19 protein-coding genes and 1 tRNA gene are annotated in these 18,859 nt (G+C 71.5%); 16 read left to right on the forward strand and 4 right to left on the reverse strand.

The features are described 5' to 3' along the window. Positions 1-47: 47 nt before the first annotated feature. Positions 48-542 (forward strand): beta-class carbonic anhydrase, encoded by a 495-nt coding sequence (locus ACFE7H_RS07910; RefSeq protein ID WP_375400682.1) that lies wholly within the window; start codon positions 48-50, stop codon positions 540-542. A gap of 251 nt (positions 543-793) precedes the next feature. Next, entirely contained in the window at positions 794-1,219 is a 426-nt protein-coding gene (locus ACFE7H_RS07915; RefSeq protein ID WP_375400683.1) for a four-helix bundle copper-binding protein, read from the forward strand. A 13-nt stretch (positions 1,220-1,232) separates the two neighbouring features. Here ACFE7H_RS07915 and ACFE7H_RS07920 read toward each other — a convergent pair whose 3' ends face one another. Continuing rightward, positions 1,233-1,595, reverse strand: coding sequence for a hypothetical protein (locus ACFE7H_RS07920; RefSeq protein ID WP_375400684.1), 363 nt, complete (start codon positions 1,593-1,595; stop codon positions 1,233-1,235). 327 nt (positions 1,596-1,922) lie between these two features. On the opposite strand from ACFE7H_RS07920, the gene ACFE7H_RS07925 reads away from it, so the two are divergent. From ACFE7H_RS07925 to ACFE7H_RS07935, 3 genes are all read left to right on the forward strand, one after another. Further along, positions 1,923-3,305, forward strand: coding sequence for a glycine--tRNA ligase (locus ACFE7H_RS07925; protein WP_375400685.1), 1,383 nt, complete (start codon positions 1,923-1,925; stop codon positions 3,303-3,305). 90 nt (positions 3,306-3,395) lie between these two features. Further along, on the forward strand, positions 3,396-4,136 hold the full coding sequence (locus ACFE7H_RS07930; protein ID WP_375400686.1) for a YqjF family protein: 741 nt from the start codon (positions 3,396-3,398) through the stop codon (positions 4,134-4,136). After that, a complete protein-coding gene (locus tag ACFE7H_RS07935) occupies positions 4,133-5,275 on the forward strand; it encodes a geranylgeranyl reductase family protein (RefSeq protein ID WP_375400687.1) in 1,143 nt (380 codons plus the stop codon). Before ACFE7H_RS07930 ends, ACFE7H_RS07935 begins: the two co-directional genes overlap by 4 nt. A 41-nt stretch (positions 5,276-5,316) precedes the next feature. Here ACFE7H_RS07935 and ACFE7H_RS07940 read toward each other — a convergent pair whose 3' ends face one another. Continuing rightward, positions 5,317-5,772 carry an aminoacyl-tRNA deacylase gene (locus ACFE7H_RS07940; RefSeq protein ID WP_375400688.1) on the reverse strand — a complete coding sequence of 152 codons (456 nt, stop codon included), beginning with the start codon at positions 5,770-5,772 and terminating at the stop codon, positions 5,317-5,319. 95 nt (positions 5,773-5,867) lie between these two features. On the opposite strand from ACFE7H_RS07940, the gene ACFE7H_RS07945 reads away from it, so the two are divergent. From ACFE7H_RS07945 to ACFE7H_RS07985, 9 genes are all read left to right on the forward strand, one after another. Next, entirely contained in the window at positions 5,868-6,536 is a 669-nt protein-coding gene (locus ACFE7H_RS07945) for a DsbA family protein (protein ID WP_375400689.1), read from the forward strand. A 212-nt stretch (positions 6,537-6,748) separates the two neighbouring features. Beyond that, on the forward strand, positions 6,749-7,939 hold the full coding sequence (gene dusB, locus ACFE7H_RS07950; protein ID WP_375400690.1) for a tRNA dihydrouridine synthase DusB: 1,191 nt from the start codon (positions 6,749-6,751) through the stop codon (positions 7,937-7,939). Beyond that, the gene (locus ACFE7H_RS07955; RefSeq protein ID WP_375400691.1) at positions 7,929-9,170 is read left to right on the forward strand and encodes a deoxyguanosinetriphosphate triphosphohydrolase; all 1,242 of its coding nucleotides are present in this window, start codon (positions 7,929-7,931) and stop codon (positions 9,168-9,170) included. The genes dusB and ACFE7H_RS07955 overlap by 11 nt, the downstream gene beginning before the upstream one ends. A gap of 271 nt (positions 9,171-9,441) precedes the next feature. Then, positions 9,442-10,263, forward strand: a complete 822-nt coding sequence (locus ACFE7H_RS07960) for an oxygenase MpaB family protein (protein WP_375400692.1) — start codon at positions 9,442-9,444, stop codon at positions 10,261-10,263. A 9-nt stretch (positions 10,264-10,272) separates the two neighbouring features. Continuing rightward, on the forward strand, positions 10,273-12,318 hold the full coding sequence (gene dnaG, locus ACFE7H_RS07965; protein WP_375400693.1) for a DNA primase: 2,046 nt from the start codon (positions 10,273-10,275) through the stop codon (positions 12,316-12,318). 81 nt (positions 12,319-12,399) lie between these two features. Then, positions 12,400-13,239 (forward strand): ATP-binding cassette domain-containing protein, encoded by an 840-nt coding sequence (locus ACFE7H_RS07970; RefSeq protein WP_375400694.1) that lies wholly within the window; start codon positions 12,400-12,402, stop codon positions 13,237-13,239. An 86-nt stretch (positions 13,240-13,325) separates the two neighbouring features. Beyond that, positions 13,326-13,679, forward strand: coding sequence for a hypothetical protein (locus tag ACFE7H_RS07975; RefSeq protein ID WP_375400695.1), 354 nt, complete (start codon positions 13,326-13,328; stop codon positions 13,677-13,679). 94 nt (positions 13,680-13,773) lie between these two features. Beyond that, on the forward strand, positions 13,774-14,118 hold the full coding sequence (locus ACFE7H_RS07980; RefSeq protein WP_375400696.1) for a PadR family transcriptional regulator: 345 nt from the start codon (positions 13,774-13,776) through the stop codon (positions 14,116-14,118). Next, the gene (locus tag ACFE7H_RS07985) at positions 14,115-15,461 is read left to right on the forward strand and encodes a permease prefix domain 1-containing protein (protein ID WP_375400697.1); all 1,347 of its coding nucleotides are present in this window, start codon (positions 14,115-14,117) and stop codon (positions 15,459-15,461) included. The genes ACFE7H_RS07980 and ACFE7H_RS07985 overlap by 4 nt, the downstream gene beginning before the upstream one ends. Before the next feature lie 187 nt (positions 15,462-15,648). Here the strand turns inward: ACFE7H_RS07985 and ACFE7H_RS07990 are convergent. Then, positions 15,649-15,724: transfer RNA gene (locus tag ACFE7H_RS07990), tRNA-Asn, on the reverse strand. 110 nt (positions 15,725-15,834) lie between these two features. On the opposite strand from ACFE7H_RS07990, the gene ACFE7H_RS07995 reads away from it, so the two are divergent. Together ACFE7H_RS07995 and ACFE7H_RS08000 are read left to right on the forward strand one after the other, a co-directional pair. Beyond that, entirely contained in the window at positions 15,835-17,289 is a 1,455-nt protein-coding gene (locus ACFE7H_RS07995; protein ID WP_375400698.1) for a hypothetical protein, read from the forward strand. Between the two features lie 10 nt (positions 17,290-17,299). Further along, positions 17,300-18,208, forward strand: a complete 909-nt coding sequence (locus tag ACFE7H_RS08000) for a sensor histidine kinase (RefSeq protein WP_375400699.1) — start codon at positions 17,300-17,302, stop codon at positions 18,206-18,208. A gap of 44 nt (positions 18,209-18,252) precedes the next feature. Here ACFE7H_RS08000 and def read toward each other — a convergent pair whose 3' ends face one another. Further along, positions 18,253-18,819, reverse strand: coding sequence for a peptide deformylase (gene def / locus ACFE7H_RS08005; RefSeq protein ID WP_375400700.1), 567 nt, complete (start codon positions 18,817-18,819; stop codon positions 18,253-18,255). Positions 18,820-18,859: the final 40 nt, after the last annotated feature.

An 18,859-nucleotide genomic window follows, 5' to 3' on the forward strand; every position in this document is an offset into this window, starting at 1 on the left:
TGGACTGAAGCGACGGTGCAGATCGTGCCGGCGAAGGAAGGTACGACATGACGGCGACCGACACCCTGCTCGAGAACAACAAGGCGTACGCCGCCGCATTCGGCAGCGAACTGCCCCTGCCGCCCAGCAAGCACGTCGCGGTCGTGGCGTGTATGGACGCTCGGTTGAACGTGTACGGCATCCTCGGCCTGCGGGAGGGCGAGGCGCATGTGATCCGCAACGCCGGCGGGGTCATCACCGACGACGAGATCCGCTCGCTCACGATCAGCCAGCGGCTGCTCGGGACGCAGGAGGTCATCCTGATCCACCACACCGACTGCGGCATGCTCACCTTCACGGACGACGGGTTCAAGGCGCAGATCCAGGCCGACACGGGCATCAAGCCGGAGTGGGCCGCGGAGGCGTTCGACGACCTGGACGACGACGTCCGGCAGTCGATCGCGCGGATCAAGGCGAGCCCGTTCATCCCGATCAAGGACTCCGTGCGCGGCTTCGTCTTCGACGTCGCAACTGGCGCCCTGCGCGAGGTCGCCGCGGCCTGACCCCGCCGCCCGACCGCGAGCACGTCAGCAGGACAAGGTCTCGACGGCAGGTCAGTGGTCGACCAGCAGCCTGCGGTCGGACCTGGTCCTGCTGTCGGGCTACGGCGTGGCGGGTGGAGGTCGTCATCTGGCCGGATCGGAGCCGATCCCAAGCCGCGCTCCCTACCGTGATCTGGAACGCGGCCGATGCCCAAGGATCCAGACTGCCCGGCCGGGCGGCTCGTCGGCACGCGCGGAACGGGGACGCCGTGATGATGACCACGACCGAGATGATGAAGACGACCGGCATGAACGACATGCCCATGCCCTCCGGGCTGGACATGATGGCGATGCAGGAAGCGATCGACGCGTGTTCCACCTGCATGCAGGCCTGCACGATGTGCGCCGACGCGATGGGCGGCATGGCGGACATGGGCACCTGCGCCTCGCGCTGCGCGATGTGCGCGGACGTCTGCATGACGACGATGCGCATGATGATGCGGCCCGCCGGCATGGAGTACGACGCCATGGTCGCGATGCTGCAGGCCTGCATCGCGATGTGCCGGTCGTGCATGACCGAGTGCATGACGCACGCGGAGATGAGCGCCACCTGCGCGATGTGCGCTCAGGCGTGCGAGGCGTGCATGACGGCCTGCCGGACCATGCTCACGAGCATGACCGCATCCGTCGCAGGCTGACCCGGCGCCGTCCTCAGCGGAGGGCGACGTTCAGCCGGTGCCCGCCGGCAGCGAGGACTCCGTAGCGCTCGTGCACGGAAACCACGGATCCCGGCACGAGCAGGTCGCTCTGGTCGGTGTGGTGCCAGGCGCGCATCGTCGCACCATCCGACCAGCGGTGCAGGTCGATCGAACCGTCGTCTGCGACGCCGGCGACGATCGCATCCACCCACCCTTCCGGGTGCAGGTGAGCGAGACGCAGCCGCATGAGCGTCACGGCGTGACCGGGGCGATCGTCGATGCACATCGCGCCACGCTCGCATACCGCCGGTGCCTGCTGCGAGGTCAAGGCCTGCTGCGAGCTCAGGGACTGCTGCGTCTGCGCGCGATCCGTCATCGTCTGCTCCTTCGTCGCCGGATCCCGGCGGTGCAGCCACGGTAGGTCGGCTCGGCGGGCGGCACCACGGGTGCGGTCACACGACGCAACACTGCCGAAGCCCGACAGCACTGCCGCGGCACACCAGCAGGACAGCACGACGGCAGGACAGCGTCCGTATCGCAGGTCCTGTGTCGACCAGCAGCCTGCGATCGGAACCTGGTCCTGCTGTCGTGCCTCACCCGAAGGGCCCGCGAAGGAGGGGCGGGCGGCCGTCGAGGGTGCTCGATAGGCTGCAAGCTCGCATCAAGCCGCCGGACAGCCAGCCCGGTGCAGAACGGGAGAACCGTGGTAGCCACGTCGCTCGACGCCGTCATCGCCCTCGCCAAGCGCCGGGGATTCGTCTTCCAGGCCGGTGAGATCTACGGCGGTTCGCGCTCGGCGTGGGACTACGGCCCCCTCGGCACGGAGCTGAAGGAGAACATCAAGCGCCAGTGGTGGCGCACGATGGTCCGCAGCCGGGACGACGTGGTGGGCCTCGACTCCTCCGTCATCCTGCCCCGCCGCGTGTGGGAGGCGTCCGGCCACGTCGAGGTGTTCAGCGATCCGCTCGTCGAGAGCCTGCACACCCACAAGCGCTACCGCGCCGACCACCTGATCGAGGCGTACGAGGCCAAGCACGGCCACCCGCCGGCCAACGGGCTGGCCGACGTGCGCGACCCCGAAACCGGACAGCCCGGCTCCTGGACCGAGCCGCGCGCCTTCTCCGGCCTGATGAAGACGTTCCTCGGCCCCGTCGACGACGAGCAGGGCATGCACTACCTGCGCCCCGAGACCGCGCAGGGCATATTCGTCAACTTCGCGAACGTCGTGCAGTCCGCGCGCATGAAGCCGCCGTTCGGCATCGGTCAGATCGGCAAGAGCTTCCGCAACGAGATCACCCCCGGCAACTTCATCTTCCGCACGCGCGAGTTCGAGCAGATGGAGATGGAGTTCTTCGTCGAGCCCGGCACCGACGAGCAGTGGCATGAGTACTGGATCGAAGCCCGCCGCGCCTGGTACGTCGACCTCGGCATCGACCCCGACAATCTGCGTCTGTTCGACCACCCGAAGGAGAAGCTGAGCCACTACTCCAAGCGCACCGTCGACGTGGAGTACCGCTTCGGCTTCGCCGGCGGCGAGTGGGGCGAGCTGGAGGGCATCGCGAACCGCACGGACTTCGACCTGCGCACCCACAGCGAGGCATCCGGCACCGACTTGTCGTACTTCGACCAGGGCGCGGGGGAGCGGTGGACGCCGTACGTCATCGAGCCGGCGGCCGGCGTCACCCGGTCCCTGATGGCGTTCCTGGTCGACGCGTTCAGCGAGGACGAGGCGCCCAACACCAAGGGCGGCGTCGACAAGCGCACCGTGCTGCGGCTCGACCCGCGCCTCTCGCCGGTGAAGGCCGCGGTACTGCCGCTGTCGCGCAACGAGCGGCTGTCGCCGCTGGCGCGAGAGGTGGCGGCCGACCTGCGGCTCGACTGGAACGTGGAGTTCGACGACGCCGGCGCGATCGGCCGCCGCTACCGCCGGCAGGACGAGATCGGCACGCCCTACTGCGTCACGGTCGACTTCGACTCCCTCGACGACCGCGCCGTCACGGTTCGGCAGCGCGACTCCATGGCGCAGGATCGGGTGGGCCTCGACCGCCTGCACGGCTACCTCGCGGCCGGACTCGTCGGCGCCTGACGCCTTCTGCTCGGATTCGGGTCAGCTGCCCGTGCGCGCGCATGGGCAGTTGTCCGGAAGCGGGGTAGACGCTTGAGTGGAGGACCGTCCATGGTGCACGAGGTCGAGGCGCTCACCGCCGTGGCGCCGCCGCTGCCCGGTCGGGCGTTCATCCGCCAGCACTGGCGCGATGCGGTCTTCCTGCACTGGCGCGTCGATCCGGCGATCGTCCGCCCGCTGCTGCCGCCCGGCACGCGGGCGGATACGACGCCGGACGGCGCGACCTGGGTCGGCCTGATCCCGTTCGTGCTGGAGCGCACCGCGTTCCCTCCGCTGCCGGTCGTCCCGTGGCTCGGGACCTTCCTGGAGACGAACGTGCGCCTCTACTCCGTGGACGAGCAGGGCCGCCGCGGCGTCGTGTTCCGCACCCTGGAGGCGCAGCACCTGCTGCCGGTGCTGGCCGCGAACGCCGGACTCGGGCTGCCGTACCGGTGGGCGCGGATGCGGTCCAGCCGTCGTGACCGCGACCTGGCCTACGCCTCCGAGCGGCTGACCGGCACCCGGGCGCGTACCCGGATCCGCATTCGCACGCGCGACGAGGCCCTGCGCGACGATCCGCTCGCGGACTTTCTCACCGCACGGTGGGCGATGCACGTCGGCCGCTTCGGCCGAACCGCGTACTACCGCAACCAGCACGAGCCCTGGCTGCTGTTCCGGGCCGAGCTGCTGGAGCTGCGGGACGAGCTGCTCGCCGACTCGGGCCTACCCGGCCTCGCGCTGCGCGAGCCGGACTCGGTGCTGTACTCCCCGGGCGTGACGACGACCTTCTCCCTGCCGGCGGAGCCGCGATGACCGGGCAGCGGTGGGACGTGCTCGTCGTCGGAGCCGGCCCCGCCGGGTCGAGCGCTGCCCGCACCGCGGCCGAGGCCGGCGCCCGCGTGCTGCTCATCGATGCGGCGACCTTCCCGCGCTACAAGACCTGCGGCGGCGGGCTCGTCGGCACCTCCCTCGCCCACGTGCCGCCCGGAGTGCTCGCCCAGGCGACCGGCAGCCGCACCGACATGGTGACCGTCGCGCTGCAGAGTGGCCGGCCTCGCCGCATCCGGGCGACGTCCCCGTTCCTGACGATGGTCGACCGGGCGCCGTTCGACCAGGCGCTCGTCGATGCGGCCGTCGCCGCCGGAGCGACGTTCCGCGATAGCGTGCGCGTGCGGGGGATCGAGCAGGACGACGACGCCGTGACCGTCCGCACGAGCGGCGCGCCGCTGACCGCTGCGATCGTGGTCGGCGCGGACGGATCGGCCGGCGTGACGGGGCGCCACGTGGGTGTCCGCATCGCCCGAACCGACCTCGGACTGGAGCTGGAGCTCACCCGCCCGACCCACGATCCCGACTGGGCGACCCGCCTGCATCTCGACTGGGGTCGCGACCCGGGCACCTACGGGTGGGTGTTCCCGAAGGCCGACCGCCTCACGGTCGGCGTGATCCAGCGCAAGGGCAGCGGCGAGGCGACCCGCGCCTACCTCGACCGATTCGTCCGCGGGCTCGGCCTGCAGGACCGGCTGGTGGAGCGGTCCTCCGGCCACCTGACGCAATGGCGCCGCGCCGGCTCGCCGGTCCGCCGCGGCCGGGTGCTCGTCGCCGGTGACGCGGCGGGCCTGCTGGAACCGTGGTCGCGCGAGGGCATCTCGTACGCCCTGCGCTCCGGTGCGCTCGCCGGCACCGCGGCGGCGGCTGCGGCGGCCGGCGATCGATCGGCGGCCGCCGGGTACGAGCAGGCGATCCGGCGCGGCCTGGAGCGCGAGCAGCGCGCCGGCGCGCTGCTGCTGGGGGTCTTCGAGCGGCACCCGCTGCTGATGCACCTGGCACTCACCCGCATCGGCGCCGGCGCCGCCCTCTTCGTGCGGTCCTGCCGCACCGGTGTCGACCTGCCGCGCGTGGTCGCTCATCGCCTGGTCGGCCCTTTGATCCGACTGCTCGCCGCCCACTGAGTGCGCAGCCGCGGATCTCACGCGCCACCTCACCTGATCGGTCAGGAGGCGATATCCGCGACGGTCGCGGAGAGCCCCTCGATCAGCGATTCGGCGTCGACGAAGGCGCTGAGGCCGTGCTCGCCGACGCCCATCGCGATCCGGCCACCGATCCGCGAGTCCGCGAACACGGGCCACGCGGTCGAGCTGCCGAGCGGTGTGATCGTGCCGCGCTCGTATCCGGTGGCCGCCAGCGCCGCCTCCGCGCTGGGCAGTTGCAGCTTGTTCACGCCGACCGCCGCCCGCAGCTTGGGCCAGGCGATCTGCCGGTCACCCGGGATCAGCGCGAAGAGGAACGAGCCGTCGCTGCGCTTCACCACGAGCGACTTCACGATCTGACGCGGCTCCAGCCCCAGCAGCGCGGCCGCCGCCTCCAGCGACTCCGCCGCCGGCCGCTCGACCAGCTCGACGTCGATGCCGCGCTCGCGCGCATCCTGCAGCACGCGCTCCCGGCTCACGCGGTCACGGTACGCGACCAGACCGCGCAAGGTTCTCGGCACCGCGTTCTGCCGCGGTGTGGAATACCCGGCGTGGCCGGACGGCTGACGCTGCTATGACGGATTCGATCAAGGTCGACGTGTGGTCCGATGTGGTCTGCCCCTGGTGCTACATCGGCAAGCGCAAGTTCGAGGAGGGCGCCCGTCGCGCTGGCGTTCCCGTCGAGATCGAATATCACAGCTTCGAGTTGTCGCCGGGCACGCCGCTCGACTCCGGGGTCTCGGAGGTGGATCTGCTGGTCGAGCACAAGGGACTGCCCGAGGCGCAGGTGCGGCAGATGCTCGATCAGGTCACGGCCGTCGCCGCCGGGGTGGGGCTCGACTTCCACTTCGAGTCGACCCAGGCCACCGGCACCCTGCCTGCACACGAGTTGCTGCACTTCGCCAAGGCGCACGGTCGTCAGCTCGAGTTGAAGGAACGCCTGCTGCGGGCGCACTTCGTCGAGGGCGGTCACGTCGGCCGGCTCGACGACCTGGTCGGCTACGCGGCGGAGGTCGGCCTCGACGCCGATGCCGCGCGTGCCGCCCTGGTGCAGCACACCTACCTCGACGACGTGCAGACCGATATCGCCCAGGCAGCCGCCTACGGGATCCAGGGCGTCCCCTTCTTCGTGATCGACGGTCGCTACGGCATCTCGGGCGCGCAGGACCCGGACACCTTCGCCGAGGCGCTCCGCCAGGTCGCAGCGGAGCAGCCCGCGGCGGATACGGCGGTCGTGCGATGACCGGGCCGCTCGCGTTCACGATGCTCGGCGACCAGGAAGCGCCCCTCTGCACGGACGAGACCTGCGTGGTCCCGACGTCGACCCACCCCGGCGAGGACATCGCGCGGTAGCCCGCCCTTCGTGCGCTCCGCGAACGCACCCTCGATCCCCACCCGTCGCGCGCCGCAGGCATTGTGCTCGGGCGTGTCGCACCGTTCTGGGAGAATCCAGGTATGACCACCGCGCTGGCGCCCGCCCCCGGGCTCGCGATCGGGCCCATCCGGCTGGATGCGCCCGTGGTCCTCGCGCCGATGGCCGGCATCACCAACACCGCGTTCCGCCGGCTGTGTCGCGAGTACGGCGCCGGCCTGTACGTGAGCGAGATGATCACCAGCCGGGCCCTCGTGGAGCGCACGCCGGAGTCGATGCGCCTCATCGGCCACCACGAGAGCGAGACGACCCGCTCGGTGCAGCTGTACGGCGTCGACCCCACGACGGTGGAGGCGGCCGTGCGCCTGCTGCGCGACGAGGACCGGGCCGACCACATCGATCTGAACTTCGGCTGCCCGGTGCCCAAGGTCACCCGCAAGGGCGGGGGAGCGGCGCTGCCCTGGAAGATAGACCTGTTCCGCGAGATCGTCGAGCGCGCCGTGACGGCCGCAGGGCCGCTGCCCCTGACGGTGAAGATGCGCAAGGGGATCGACGCCGACCACCTCACCTATCTGGAGGCCGGCCGGATCGCCGAAGGTGCCGGAGTCGCCGCCGTCGCCCTGCACGCGCGCACCGCCGCCGACTTCTACTCCGGATCCGCGGACTGGTCAGCGATCACGGCCTTGAAGCAGACGGTCACCGAGGTGCCCGTACTCGGTAACGGGGACATCTGGTCCGCCGACGATGCGGCGCGGATGATGGCGCAGACCGGCTGCGACGGCGTCGTCGTCGGCCGCGGCTGCCTTGGCCGGCCTTGGCTGTTCGGCGACCTCGCCGCCGCGCTCGGCGGGGCGCCGACGACTCCGGTGGATGCGACGCTCGGGTTCGTCGCTCGGGCGTTCCGGCGGCACGCGCAGCTGCTCGCCGAGTTCTTCGACGACGACGCCGCCCCCGCCGGCCAGGGCTCAGGTGGCGAGAACCGGGCCTGCCGCGACATCCGCAAGCACGTCGCCTGGTACTTCAAGGGGTATGCGGTGGGCGGCGAGCTGCGTGCGGCGCTCGCCCGGGTGTCCTCGCTCGCCGAGCTGGACGACCTGCTCGGCCAGCTGGACCCCGACCAGCCCTATCCGGGTGCGGATGCGGAGGGGCAGCGCGGGCGTGCGGGCAGCCCCAAATCGCCGTTGCTGCCGGAGCGGTGGCTCGAGTCGCGCTCCACCGATCGCGGCACCCGGGCCGACCTGGCCGAAGCGGAGTCGTCGGTCAGTGGCGGCTGACGGCTACGAGGCGGCCGACCGCGAGCGGTGGCTGCCGGAGCAGCACTCCTCCCGCCGCAGCGACTTCGCCCGCGACCGGGCCCGGCTGGTGCATTCCAGCGCCCTGCGGCGGCTGGCGGCGAAGACGCAGGTGCTGTCTCCCACGGTCGGGCTCGACTTCGCCCGCAACCGGCTCACCCATTCGTTGGAGGTCGCGCAGGTGGGCCGCGAACTCGGCGCCAGCCTCGGGCTCAACCCCGATGTCGTCGACACCGCCTGCCTCGCTCACGATCTCGGCCATCCGCCGTTCGGCCACAACGGCGAGCGGGCCCTCGCGGAGTGGATGGCCGGCGCGGGCGGCTTCGAAGGCAACGCTCAGTCCCTCCGCCTGCTCACCCGGCTGGAGCCCAAGGCCTTCGGCGCCGACGGCGCCCCGTACGGCTTGAACCTGACTCGCGCCAGCCTCGACGCCAGTTGCAAGTACCCGTGGGGAGCGGCCGACGCCGTGCAGGATCCGAGCGGACGCGCCAAGTTCGGCTATTACGACGACGACGCACCGGCCTTCGCCTGGCTGCGCGCGGGCGCCCCGCCGCGCCGGCCGTGCGTCGAGGCGCAGGTGATGGACCTTGCTGACGACATCGCCTACTCCGTGCACGACTTCGAGGACGCGGTCGTCGCCGGCTCCGTCGACGTGGCCGCCCTGCGTTCCAACGCTGCGCAGCAGAACGTGGTCGCCGCCATGCACGATTGGGTCGGGGGCGAGTTCGACCACGACGAACTGGTCGAGGCGCTGCACCGGCTGCGCGCGCTCGAGGTCTGGATCACGGAGTGGGACGGTTCCCGCCCGGCGCACGGCCGGCTGAAGAACCTGACCAGCCAGCTGATCGGGCGGTTCGTCGGCGAGGCCACCGTCGCCACCCGCCGTGCCAACCCGGGCCGGACCCTGACGCGGTTCGCGGCCGACGTGGTCGTCCCGCGCGGCATCGCGGCCGAGATCGCGGCCCTGAAGGGCGTGGTCGCCGCGTTCGTCATGGCGAACAACACGAGGCAGCCGGTGTACGTGCAGCAGCGGGAGGTGCTTACCGCGCTGGCGGAGGGGTTGCTGGCCCACCCCCAGCACTTCGACACCCCCTTCGCCGCCGACTGGCGGGACGCCGCCGACGACGGGCAGCGCCGCCGCGTCGTCGCCGACCAGGTGGCGAGCCTGACGGACCAGTCCGCCCTCGCCTGGCACGCCCGCCTGATCGGCTGAATCCCTCCTCCTCCTCCTCCTCCTCCTCCTCCTCGGCCGACTCCCTGCTCGGCTGATCGCCCGCTCAGCGTGTGAGCACTTCAGCAGGACAGGGTCCCGTCAGCAGGCTGCTGGTCGACCCAGAACCTGCAGTCGAGACGTTGTCCTGCTGAAGTGCTCAGGGTTGAGGACGGAGGACGGAGGACGGAGGGCGGAGGGGCGGCGGGGGGCGGAGGCGGAAGGCCGGGCGGAGGCGGTGGGTTCGCCCAGCCGGCCTCCGTACGCTCGACCCATGGCGTCAGCCCGCCGCATCCCCTCGGCCGAGCAGCTGCTGCAGGAGGGCGTCCTCGTGCTCGGCGGTCTGCGTGCCCTGCTGCTCGAACTGGCAGACCCCGCCGTCGGTCACGGCGTCGCGGAGCACAGCGGCTTCGCCGCGAACCCGCTCGGGCGCCTGCACGGCACGCTCACCTACGTCTATCTCCTGCAGGCGGACGAGCCGCGCGTCCTGGCCGCGGTCGCGGACCGGATCGTCCGCCTGCACGCCGGCGTGCGCAGCGCACCCGGTGACACGCCCGCCTACGATGCGCGGCACGCAGACCTGCAGCTGTGGGTCGCGGCGACCATCCACGACACCGCCATCCGCATGGCCGAGCTGGTCTGGGGCCCGCTGCCCACCGCGCTGAAGGATGAGCTACTCGCCCTCGACATCCGCCTCGGCACCTCGCTCGGCATGCCCGCGGAGGCGTGGCCGGCGGACACCGCCGCGTTCGACGCCTACTTCGCGCAGCACGCGGCGACCCTGCGGTTCGACGACACGACCTGGGCGGTCGTTCGCCAGCTGTTCTCGCCCACCGCCGCGCCGCTGTGGGTCCGTGCCGCGATGCCGGTGCTGATCCGCATCACGGCGCCCCTGCTGCCCGCGGGCCTCGGCGCCCAGCTCGGCCTGGCCGGCCGAGGCCGCATCCTGCTGGGCGCCGTCCGGGCCCTCGCTCCGGTCTACCGCGCAGTGCCCCGCCGGGTGCGCACCCTGCCGCGGCGGCGGTACCTCGCCGCGGCCCGGCGGCAGGCGGACCGTCACCCGGCGCGGGTCGGCGCGGTCGGTACCGAAAACTAGACTCCGCGTGTGGCCGGCCGCATCCGCAACGAGGACATCGAGGCGGTGCGCAGCCGCATCAACATCGCCGATGTGATCGGCGAGCAGGTGACCCTGAAGCGTGCCGGGGTCGACTCGCTGAAGGGCCTCTGCCCCTTTCATGAGGAGCGCAGCCCCAGCTTCCACGTGCGCCCCCAGGGCGGGTACTTCCACTGCTTCGGCTGCGGCGAGGGCGGCGACGCCATCGCGTTCCTCATGAAGTTCGAGCACGTCACCTTCGCCGAGGCGGTCGAACGGCTCGCGCAGCGCATCGGCTTCCAGCTCACCTACGAGGACGGCGGACCGGCGCGCGACACCGCCAACCGTGTCCGGCTGATCGAGGCAAATCGCGTCGCCGCCGAGTTCTTCGCTGCGAACCTCGACTCTGCCGGCGCTGCCCCCGGCCGGGAGTTCCTGACCGGTCGCGGCTTCGACGCGCAGGCGGCCAGCCGGTTCGGCCTGGGCTGGGCGCCCAAGAGCTGGGACGAGTTGACCCGGCACCTGCGCGGCAAGGGCTTCGACGACGCGGAGTTGCAGGCCGCAGGACTCGTGTCCGCCGGCGACCGCGGCGTGTACGACCGCTTTCGTGGCCGTCTCGTCTGGCCGGTCCGCGACCTGTCCGGCGCCGTCCTGGGCTTCGGCGCCCGGCGGCTGCTCGAGGACGACCAGGGTCCCAAGTACCTGAACACGCCCGAGACGGCGATCTACCACAAGGCGCAGCTGCTCTACGGGCTCGACCTGGCCAAACGCGACGTGGCCCGCGGGCACCGCGTCGTCGTCGTCGAGGGCTACACCGACGTGATGGCCTGCCACCTGGCCGGCGTCACCACGGCGGTCGCGACCTGTGGCACCGCCTTCGGGGTGGAGCACATCCGGGTGCTGCGCCGCGTGCTCGGCGACGACAACGCCGTCCCCGGCGAGGTCATCTTCACCTTCGATCCGGATGCGGCCGGGCAGCAGGCGGCGGTCCGCGCGTTCGCGGAGGAGCGTCGATTCAGCGCCCAGACGTACATCGCCGTCGGCGCGGACGGCCTGGACCCGAGCGACCTGCGCTCGCAGCACGGCGACGCCGCCGTGCGGGCCATGGTCCAGTCGCGCAAGCCGATGTTCGAGTTCATGCTGCGGCGGGTGCTCGAGCAGCACGACCTCGACGCGGTGGAGGGCCGGGTCGCGGCGCTCCGCGCGGGTGCCCCGATCATCGCCGACATCCGGGATCCGCAGATGAAGACCGCTTACACGCGCGAACTCGCCAAGTGGCTCGCCGCCGACGTCCGCGAGGTGGAACTCGCGGTCACCGCCGCCCGACGCGACGGTGCGCGACGCGACAGCGCTGGTGCTGATGGTGCCCGTAGCGATGGTGCCCGTAGCGTCGGTGCCCGTGGCGATGGTGCCCGTCACTCCGGTACGCCCGACGACCGTGCCCGAGACCGGGTCCGCGACGACCGTCCCGGTGACGCCGGTGACCGCTTCGCCGCGGGTTCGGAGACCGGCCGCGGCGACGCCCAGCAGCGCGACGGCGCTCCCGACCGGCCGCCCGAGACCCGCCGGGGGCCGCGGCCGACTCTGCGATCGCTGCCCCAGGATCCGGCCGCCCGCCTGGAGACCGAGGCGCTGATGGTGATCCTGCAGTTCCCCAACCTGGTCGGCGACGAGCTGATCGCGCGCGCGACCGACAGCGGATTCTCCAACGCCTCCCTGGCCGCGATCCGCGACGCCGTCGCCGTGCAGGCCGGCCGTACCGGCGGCCCCGGATGGCTGGAGCGGGTGGCCGGCGAACTGCCGGGGCAGATCGCTCCGCTCGTCGAGGAGCTCGCCGTCGCCCCCCTGCCCGCGCGGGCGGCGGACGACACGGAACTGACCGCCTACGTGCAATCGGTGGTCCGGTCGCTCGTCGTCCGCGACGTGCTCCGCCTCAAGGTCGAGGTCCTGCAACAGCTGCGTCGTTCCGAATCGGTGGCCGACCCGGAGCGACGCCGGGCACTGAATGTCCGCCTCGTCCAATTGGAGAGCGACCGCAGAATGCTGCTCGGGGTATGAGCGCCGGTCGGGCCGGCAGCCTGGCCCTCGCGCCGCGGTCTGCCCGACCGTAGGATCGACCTCCGGGCGAGGGGGCTGACGATGGCGCTGCACGACGACGCGATCCTCGCCGACGACGTCTCCGTCGACTACCCCGGCAGCGGCGGCCGATACCGCGCGGTGCACGGCATCTCGCTGCGGGTGCGCACCGGCGAGCTGATCGGCGTGGTCGGCGAGACCGGCTCCGGCAAGTCGACCTTCGCGCGGGCGATCGCCGGCCGTACCGCTCGCGGCTCGGGCGAGGGACCGTCGATCTGCGGTGGGTCGCTGTCGGTCTTCGGCGTGCCGGTGCGCCGCATGCGGGAGCACGCCCGACGCCGCCTGACCGCGGAGGTCGGCTACCTGCCGCAGAACGCGCGCCGCACGCTGAACCCCGATATGACCGTCGCCGAGAACGCCTCGGCGCCGCTGTTCGAACGTGATCGGCGCTACGACCGGCGCCTCGCCGGCCAGCACGTAGCCGAGCTGATCGACGCCGTGCAGCTGCCGCTCGGCGTGATGGCGAAATACCCGCACGAGCTGTCCAGCGGGCAGCGACAGCGGGTGGCGATCGCCCGATCGCTGATCCTGGGCCCGCGGCTGTGGGTCGCGGATGAGCCGATCGCGAGCGTCGACGTGATGGTCCGCGGCCCGGTGCTCGACACGCTGCTGGAGTTGCAGAGCGACCGGGAGTTCACCGCGGTCATCGTCAGCCACGACGCCGCGGTCATGTCGCGCGTCACCGATCGGGTCGTGGTGCTGCACCGCGGCGTACTCGTCGGCCTGGGGCCGGTGCAGCAGGTGCTCGACTCCCCGTCCCACCCCTACGTCCGGGGTCTGGCCGCCGACTACAGCCTGCGGACCAACCCGATCCCGGTGCAGCGCCAGGCCGCCGCCGGCTGAGCGGATTCTCGGCAGCCGGACCAAGCGCACGCGACGATCAGCGCGCCTGCCCGGCCCGCAGACCCGGTCCGCTTACCGTTCGGATCATGCGATCCACCCGCCGCAGCACCCTCCGGTCCGCCCTCCTGCCTGCTCTCCTCCCCGTCGTGCTGCTCTCCAGCACCCTGCTGCTGACCGGCTGCGGAGGATCCTCGACGACGCACACGGCGGCGCAGGAGCAGAAGGTCATGGCAGAGCTCACCAAGATCGACGCGGGCTTCGGCGGCAAGGACTCGCTGAAGGACGTCAAGGCGATCTGCACCGAGATGCAGAAGAACACCGCCGACGCGACCGTGCAGGCCGACGTGAAGTCGCGCTTCTCCAAGCACTCGATCGCCACCCTGACGAGCGCCCAGACGAAGCAGATCACGTCGACGATCAAGACCGCCTACTGCAGCTGAGGCGCCCGGCGGCGCTATCGATTGGACCTCCGAGCGGACCATGAGCTCGACGCATACCTTGCGCTGCTATGCATGACAGCGCGAGGATGCATCCGTGGATAAGGACCTCGTGGCGGCGATGGCGTCGCCGCTTGTGCTCGCGATCCTCGCGGAGGGCGACAGTTACGGCTACGCGATTCTGAAGCGGGTGCGCGAGCTCTCGGACGACGAGATCGAGTGGAGCGACGGCATGCTCTACCCGCTGCTGCACCGTCTCGAGCGGCTCGACCAGGTGCACGCGGCCTGGGTCGCGTCACCGGAGGGCCGACGGCGGCGCTACTACGGCATCACGGACCGCGGCCGTTCCGAGCTCGTCCATCAGCGGCGGCAGTGGGCCACTGCCACTCGCACGCTCGGTAGCCTGTGGAGCCTTCCGGCGACGGGCGCCGCAGGCGCATGAACACGGTCCCGATGCTCGAGGCCGACATCGCCCGATGGCGCGCCGCCCTCGCGCGCAGCCGTGCGATCGTGCCTTCCGACGCGGACGAGCTGGAGAGCCACCTGCGCGAGCAGGTCACTGATCTGCGCGCCGTTGGACTCGATGATCAGGAGGCGTTCCTCGTCGCGGTTGGACGTCTCGGCCGAATGCACGCGATCACCGCCGAGTTCGCGCGTGAGCACGGCGACCGCATCTGGAAGCAGCTCGCCCCGATCGTCGACGACGCCGCGGGTCGTCGACGGCCGCTGCTGCTCATGCTGGGATTCGCCGTGCTCTCCGCACTGTTGATTCAGGCCGTGCGGCTGCTCGCGGGTGGGACCGAGCCGGCACCCTGGTACTACCGCAATCTCGGGCTGGTGCTGCTCCTACCGCTCGCGGTCTGGTTCGTCCTCATTCGCGCCGTGCCGCCGCGGCGGACCGTCGCGCTCGCGGCGGTCGTCGCGATGCTCGCGGTCGCGGTTTCGACGTTCCCGTTTCGTGCCGATTCTGCGACCGGTGCGCTTGCCGCTGCGGGCCTCGCCGTCGTGATCTGGTTCGTCGTCGGGGTCACGTACCTCGGAGGCGATGCCCGTCCGCTCGCGCGGCGCATGGAGTTCGTCCGCTTCTCGGGGGAGTGGGCGATCTACTTCATCCTGCTCGCGCTCGGCGGCGGGGTGCTGCTGGCGCTCGGCGGCCTGGTGCTCGCGCCGATCGTGCCGGAGGCGCCGGAGGCGCTGTCGATCTGGGTGATCCCATCCGGCGCGGCAGGCGGAGTAGTGGTCGCCGCATGGCTCGTCGAGGCGAAGAAGAGCGTCGTTGAGAACCTCGCCCCCGTGCTCACCGCAATCTTCACGCCCCTGTTCGCCCTGCTGCTGCTCGCGGCGGTGGTGCTCTACGCCGTCGCCGGCATCGGCCGGGACTTCGACCGGGACCTGCTCACGGTGTTCGACACCCTGCTGCTCGTCGTGCTCGGTCTCGTGCTTTACGGCTTGTCGGCTCGCGATCCGATGCGCCGTGCCGGGCTCTCGGATGCGCTGCGCGCGGGAGCGGTCGTGGCGGCGCTCCTACTCGACGTGCTCGTGCTCGCGTCGATGCTCGCGCGCGTCGCGCAGTTCGGGTTCACCGCGAACCGCACCGCGGCGCTCGGGCTGAACCTTCTGCTCGTAGTCGACCTCGCCGGCACGGCGGTGCTCTCCGCACGGCTGCTCGCCGGGCGCACCGACGCGGCGCGGCTCGAGCGGTGGCAGACGGCCTACCTCCCGGCGTTCGGCGTATGGGCGGTGCTCGTCGTGCTCGTGCTGCCGCCCGTGTTCGGCTTCGCCTGATCCGGCGAAGCGCGCCTCCGCCCGAGCAGCCGCGAGCGCCCGCGCGTCAGAACGACGGAAGCGGCGGTTACCGTTGACCCAGGCAGCCTTCGAAGAAGATCCGCGGCGAGCCGGCTGAGTGTTGCGGACCCGCTGCTTGCTGCGCACGTTCTCCGGGTCGAGGGTGAACTCGCTGCAGCAGGAGGTGTGGCTCCCCGACTTGGACTCGAACCAAGAACCTGCCGGTTAACAGCCGGCTGCTCTGCCAATTGAGCTATCGAGGATTACTCGCCGCGGTTCGGCTTCCGCGGCGAGTGGAAAGTGTAGCGCGGGCCCCCCACGTCGTCCGAGCCTGTATCGATCGGGTGTCGGTGGTGTGGTGTTGGGTGGTGTCGTGTTCGAGAGTTGGCTCGCTGCGATGGAGTCGGGGGGACCCGATGAGTGGTTCGATCCGGATGTCGATGACGAGTTCCTGCAGTCCCTCCCGCTGGAGGCGTGGGATCCGCCGGACCCGGACGACGATCTGCTGGATCCGCCGATCGAGCTCGGGACCGCGGCGGCGACGGATGAGGCCCTGATCCGGCTGCGGAAGACGACGCGGTGGAGTCATGTGTCGGAGGCTCGCCGGTTCGAGGCGCTGCTGCTGTCGATGGATGCCATCCACGCGGAACACGACGCGGTCGGTGACCCCGTCCTGACCGCGTCGGTCCTCACGCGTGGGTTCACGGTCGAGGCCGGTGCTTGTCTGCTGGTGGATCCGCGGACGGTGGAGAACCTGCTGCAGAACGCCCGTCATGCTCGAGGAACGCTGCCACTCACCTGGGCCGCCTTCCGCGGAGGGGACTGCGGGTGGCGGTCGGTGGAGACCGTGTTCCGGGAGTCAGTCGGCCTCGACCCGACGCACCTGGCCGAGTTCGATCAGCACGCCGCCGGACTGGTCGGGTCGTCGACGACGGGCCGCCTGGCCCGGGAACTGCCCCGGTTGCGGGAGCGCCTGCAGGCCGACACTGCGGTGGAGCGGGCGCGCTGTTCGGCGCGGGCCCGGCACGTGGCGGTGACACCACTGCGGGATGGGCAGGCGATGCTCTCCATCGTCGGACCCTCCCCGGCGATCGCATCCATCTACGACGGCCTCACCCAGACCGCGGTCGCCGCGCACGGGGACCCGGACGAGGACCGGCACCTGGGGGCGCTGCGTCATGACGTCGCCGTGGACCTGCTCCTGGGTGGCTTGCAGACCGACCCGCGACCGGGTGAGGACCTGCGGGTTCCGCAACGGAAGGCGGTGACGGCGACCTGTCTGATCGTCCTCCCCGCCCTGTCGGTGCTCGGGAAGTCGGCTGAGCCGGCCGAGGTCGCCGGGTACGGGCCGATCGATATCGAGACCGCGATGCGGCACGCGGGCGACGCCGGGTACTGGACACGCGTGTTCACCGACCCCGCCACCGGTGGGCTCACCGGAATGGATGCGCACGCCGAACGGATCCCGACCGCGTGGCGGCGCTGGTTGACCCTCCGGGACGGGACCTGCCGGGCGCCCGGCTGCAGCCACTCCGCCGGGACTTGCGACGTGGACTACACCATCCGACGTGAGCACGGCGGACCCACCATGCTGGACAACCTCTCCTGCCTCTGCCGAACCCACCATCAGATCAAGGACGACGGCTGCTGGGACCTCACACTCCACCCCGACGGCACCCAAGAATGGCGATCCATCTGGGGCACCGTCCGCACCACGAAACCGCAGGTCCTCGTCGGCAGGCGGCCACCGAACGCTACCGAGCCGAGTGGTGACCCGCCGATACCACCGATACCGGCAGTTCGAGGGCCTCGCGCGGCGGCGTTCTAGACTTCGGCGCATGGGTGCACAGGGCGGCCCGGGCGCCACGACCGTCCTCACCGCCGCCGTGATCGGCCTGGCCGTGCTCACCGCGCTCTTCCTCGTGCTGTGGCTGGTCGCGCAGCGGCACTATCGGCGGCTGCGGCGCGATCGGGCGGCGTCCGACTCCACGGTCGCACAGTTGGAACTGTCGGTCGCCGAGCAGAGCGGGCGGCTGCGGATCATCCGCGAGCTGCACGACGTCGCGGTGCACCAGGTCTCCACGATGATCGCCCAGGCCGACGGGGCGCGCTACGCCGCCGTGAACGATCCCGGTGCCGCCGCCCGCGCGGCCGGCGCGATCGCCGACTCCGGCCGCAGCACCCTGGCCGACATGCGGCGCGTGATGACCCTGGTGCGTGAGAGCGAGGCGGACGTCGCTCCGCAGCCGCGTCTCAAGTCCACCCGCGACCTGTTCCGAGTGATGCGCGACGCGGGCCTGCGCATCGCGTTCCAGGAGACCGGCGAGCCCTACGCGTTGAACGCGGCGGCCGAGCTCGGCGTCTACCGCATCCTGCAGGAGGCGCTCAGCAACTCACTCAAGTACGGCGGAGACGGTACGGAGGTGCGCGTCACCTTCACCTGGACGGCCCAGGGTCTGGCGCTGCGGGTGGACGACAACGGGTTCCGGAACGCGGTGCAGCGCCGTGGGCTGTCCGAGCAGCAGACCGCCGCCGAACTCGCCTACGGCGTCGACGACGATCTGCACGCGCTCACCCAAGAGATCACCGGACCGGGCATCGCCGAGATGCGGGCCCGGACCGAGGTGTTCGGAGGCACACTGACCGCCACCGAGGTGCCGGGCGTCGGCTTCACCATCGCGGCGACCTTCCCCACGCTGCGGTTCCACAACGGGGTGCACGGCGTCGACCTCGGCGTTCGGGCGTAGCGGCTGACTGCCGGCGGCCTGACGCCCAGCACTCGAGCACCCTGTCACGCCTCCACGTCGTCGACGCCCGGCGTCCAGCTGAGCCCGGCCTTGCCCCACTTGCGGGCGACGATCGCCTTGCGGGCGCGGCGCTCCTGCACCAGGTCGAGCCGGTCGACGTAGAGGCGGCCGTCCAGGTGGTCGTACTCGTGCTGCAGGATGCGGGCGAACCATCCCTGCGCATCCACCTGCACGGGCCGCTGATCCAGATCGACCGCGCGGAGCATCGCCCGCTCCGCCCGGCGCAGCGGGAAGCGTTCCCCGGGCACGGATAAGCACCCCTCCGACTCCGCGTCCTCGTCCAGCTCGTCGGTCGTCGACGGGCTGAGCCACAGCTCGGGATTGATCGCCACGCCGCGCTGCGGTCCGCCCGGGTCGTGTGCGTACCCGTAGACGAAGAGGCGCAGCGGTACCCCGACCTGCGGCGCCGCAAGACCCACGCCGGGCGCCGCGTCCATCGTCTCGAACAGGTCGGTGACGAGGGTGCGCAGGGCGTCGTCGAACTCCGTCACCGGCCGCGCTGCGGAGTGCAGCACGGGGTCGCCCGTGATGCGGATGGGCAGCACCGTCATGCGCGCAGGCGGCCTTTCGTCGGGGTCGCTCGCCGGATCG

The sequence above is a fragment of the uncultured Amnibacterium sp. genome, from assembly GCF_964250715.1.
Classification (GTDB): Bacteria; Actinomycetota; Actinomycetes; order Actinomycetales; family Microbacteriaceae; genus Amnibacterium.

Coding starts and splice junctions, on each gene's coding strand:
- ACFE7H_RS08000 (WP_375400699.1), top strand. CDS start 17,300: ATGGGTGCACAGGGCGGCCCGGGCGCCACGACCGTCCTCACCGCCGCC.
- ACFE7H_RS07970 (WP_375400694.1), top strand. CDS start 12,400: ATGGCGCTGCACGACGACGCGATCCTCGCCGACGACGTCTCCGTCGAC.
- ACFE7H_RS07910 (WP_375400682.1), top strand. CDS start 48: ATGACGGCGACCGACACCCTGCTCGAGAACAACAAGGCGTACGCCGCC.
- ACFE7H_RS07915 (WP_375400683.1), top strand. CDS start 794: ATGATGACCACGACCGAGATGATGAAGACGACCGGCATGAACGACATG.
- ACFE7H_RS07985 (WP_375400697.1), top strand. CDS start 14,115: ATGAACACGGTCCCGATGCTCGAGGCCGACATCGCCCGATGGCGCGCC.
- ACFE7H_RS07930 (WP_375400686.1), top strand. CDS start 3,396: ATGGTGCACGAGGTCGAGGCGCTCACCGCCGTGGCGCCGCCGCTGCCC.
- ACFE7H_RS07920 (WP_375400684.1), bottom strand. CDS start 1,595: ATGACGGATCGCGCGCAGACGCAGCAGTCCCTGAGCTCGCAGCAGGCC.
- dusB (WP_375400690.1), top strand. CDS start 6,749: ATGACCACCGCGCTGGCGCCCGCCCCCGGGCTCGCGATCGGGCCCATC.
- ACFE7H_RS07935 (WP_375400687.1), top strand. CDS start 4,133: ATGACCGGGCAGCGGTGGGACGTGCTCGTCGTCGGAGCCGGCCCCGCC.
- def (WP_375400700.1), bottom strand. CDS start 18,819: ATGACGGTGCTGCCCATCCGCATCACGGGCGACCCCGTGCTGCACTCC.
- ACFE7H_RS07975 (WP_375400695.1), top strand. CDS start 13,326: ATGCGATCCACCCGCCGCAGCACCCTCCGGTCCGCCCTCCTGCCTGCT.
- ACFE7H_RS07960 (WP_375400692.1), top strand. CDS start 9,442: ATGGCGTCAGCCCGCCGCATCCCCTCGGCCGAGCAGCTGCTGCAGGAG.
- ACFE7H_RS07945 (WP_375400689.1), top strand. CDS start 5,868: ATGACGGATTCGATCAAGGTCGACGTGTGGTCCGATGTGGTCTGCCCC.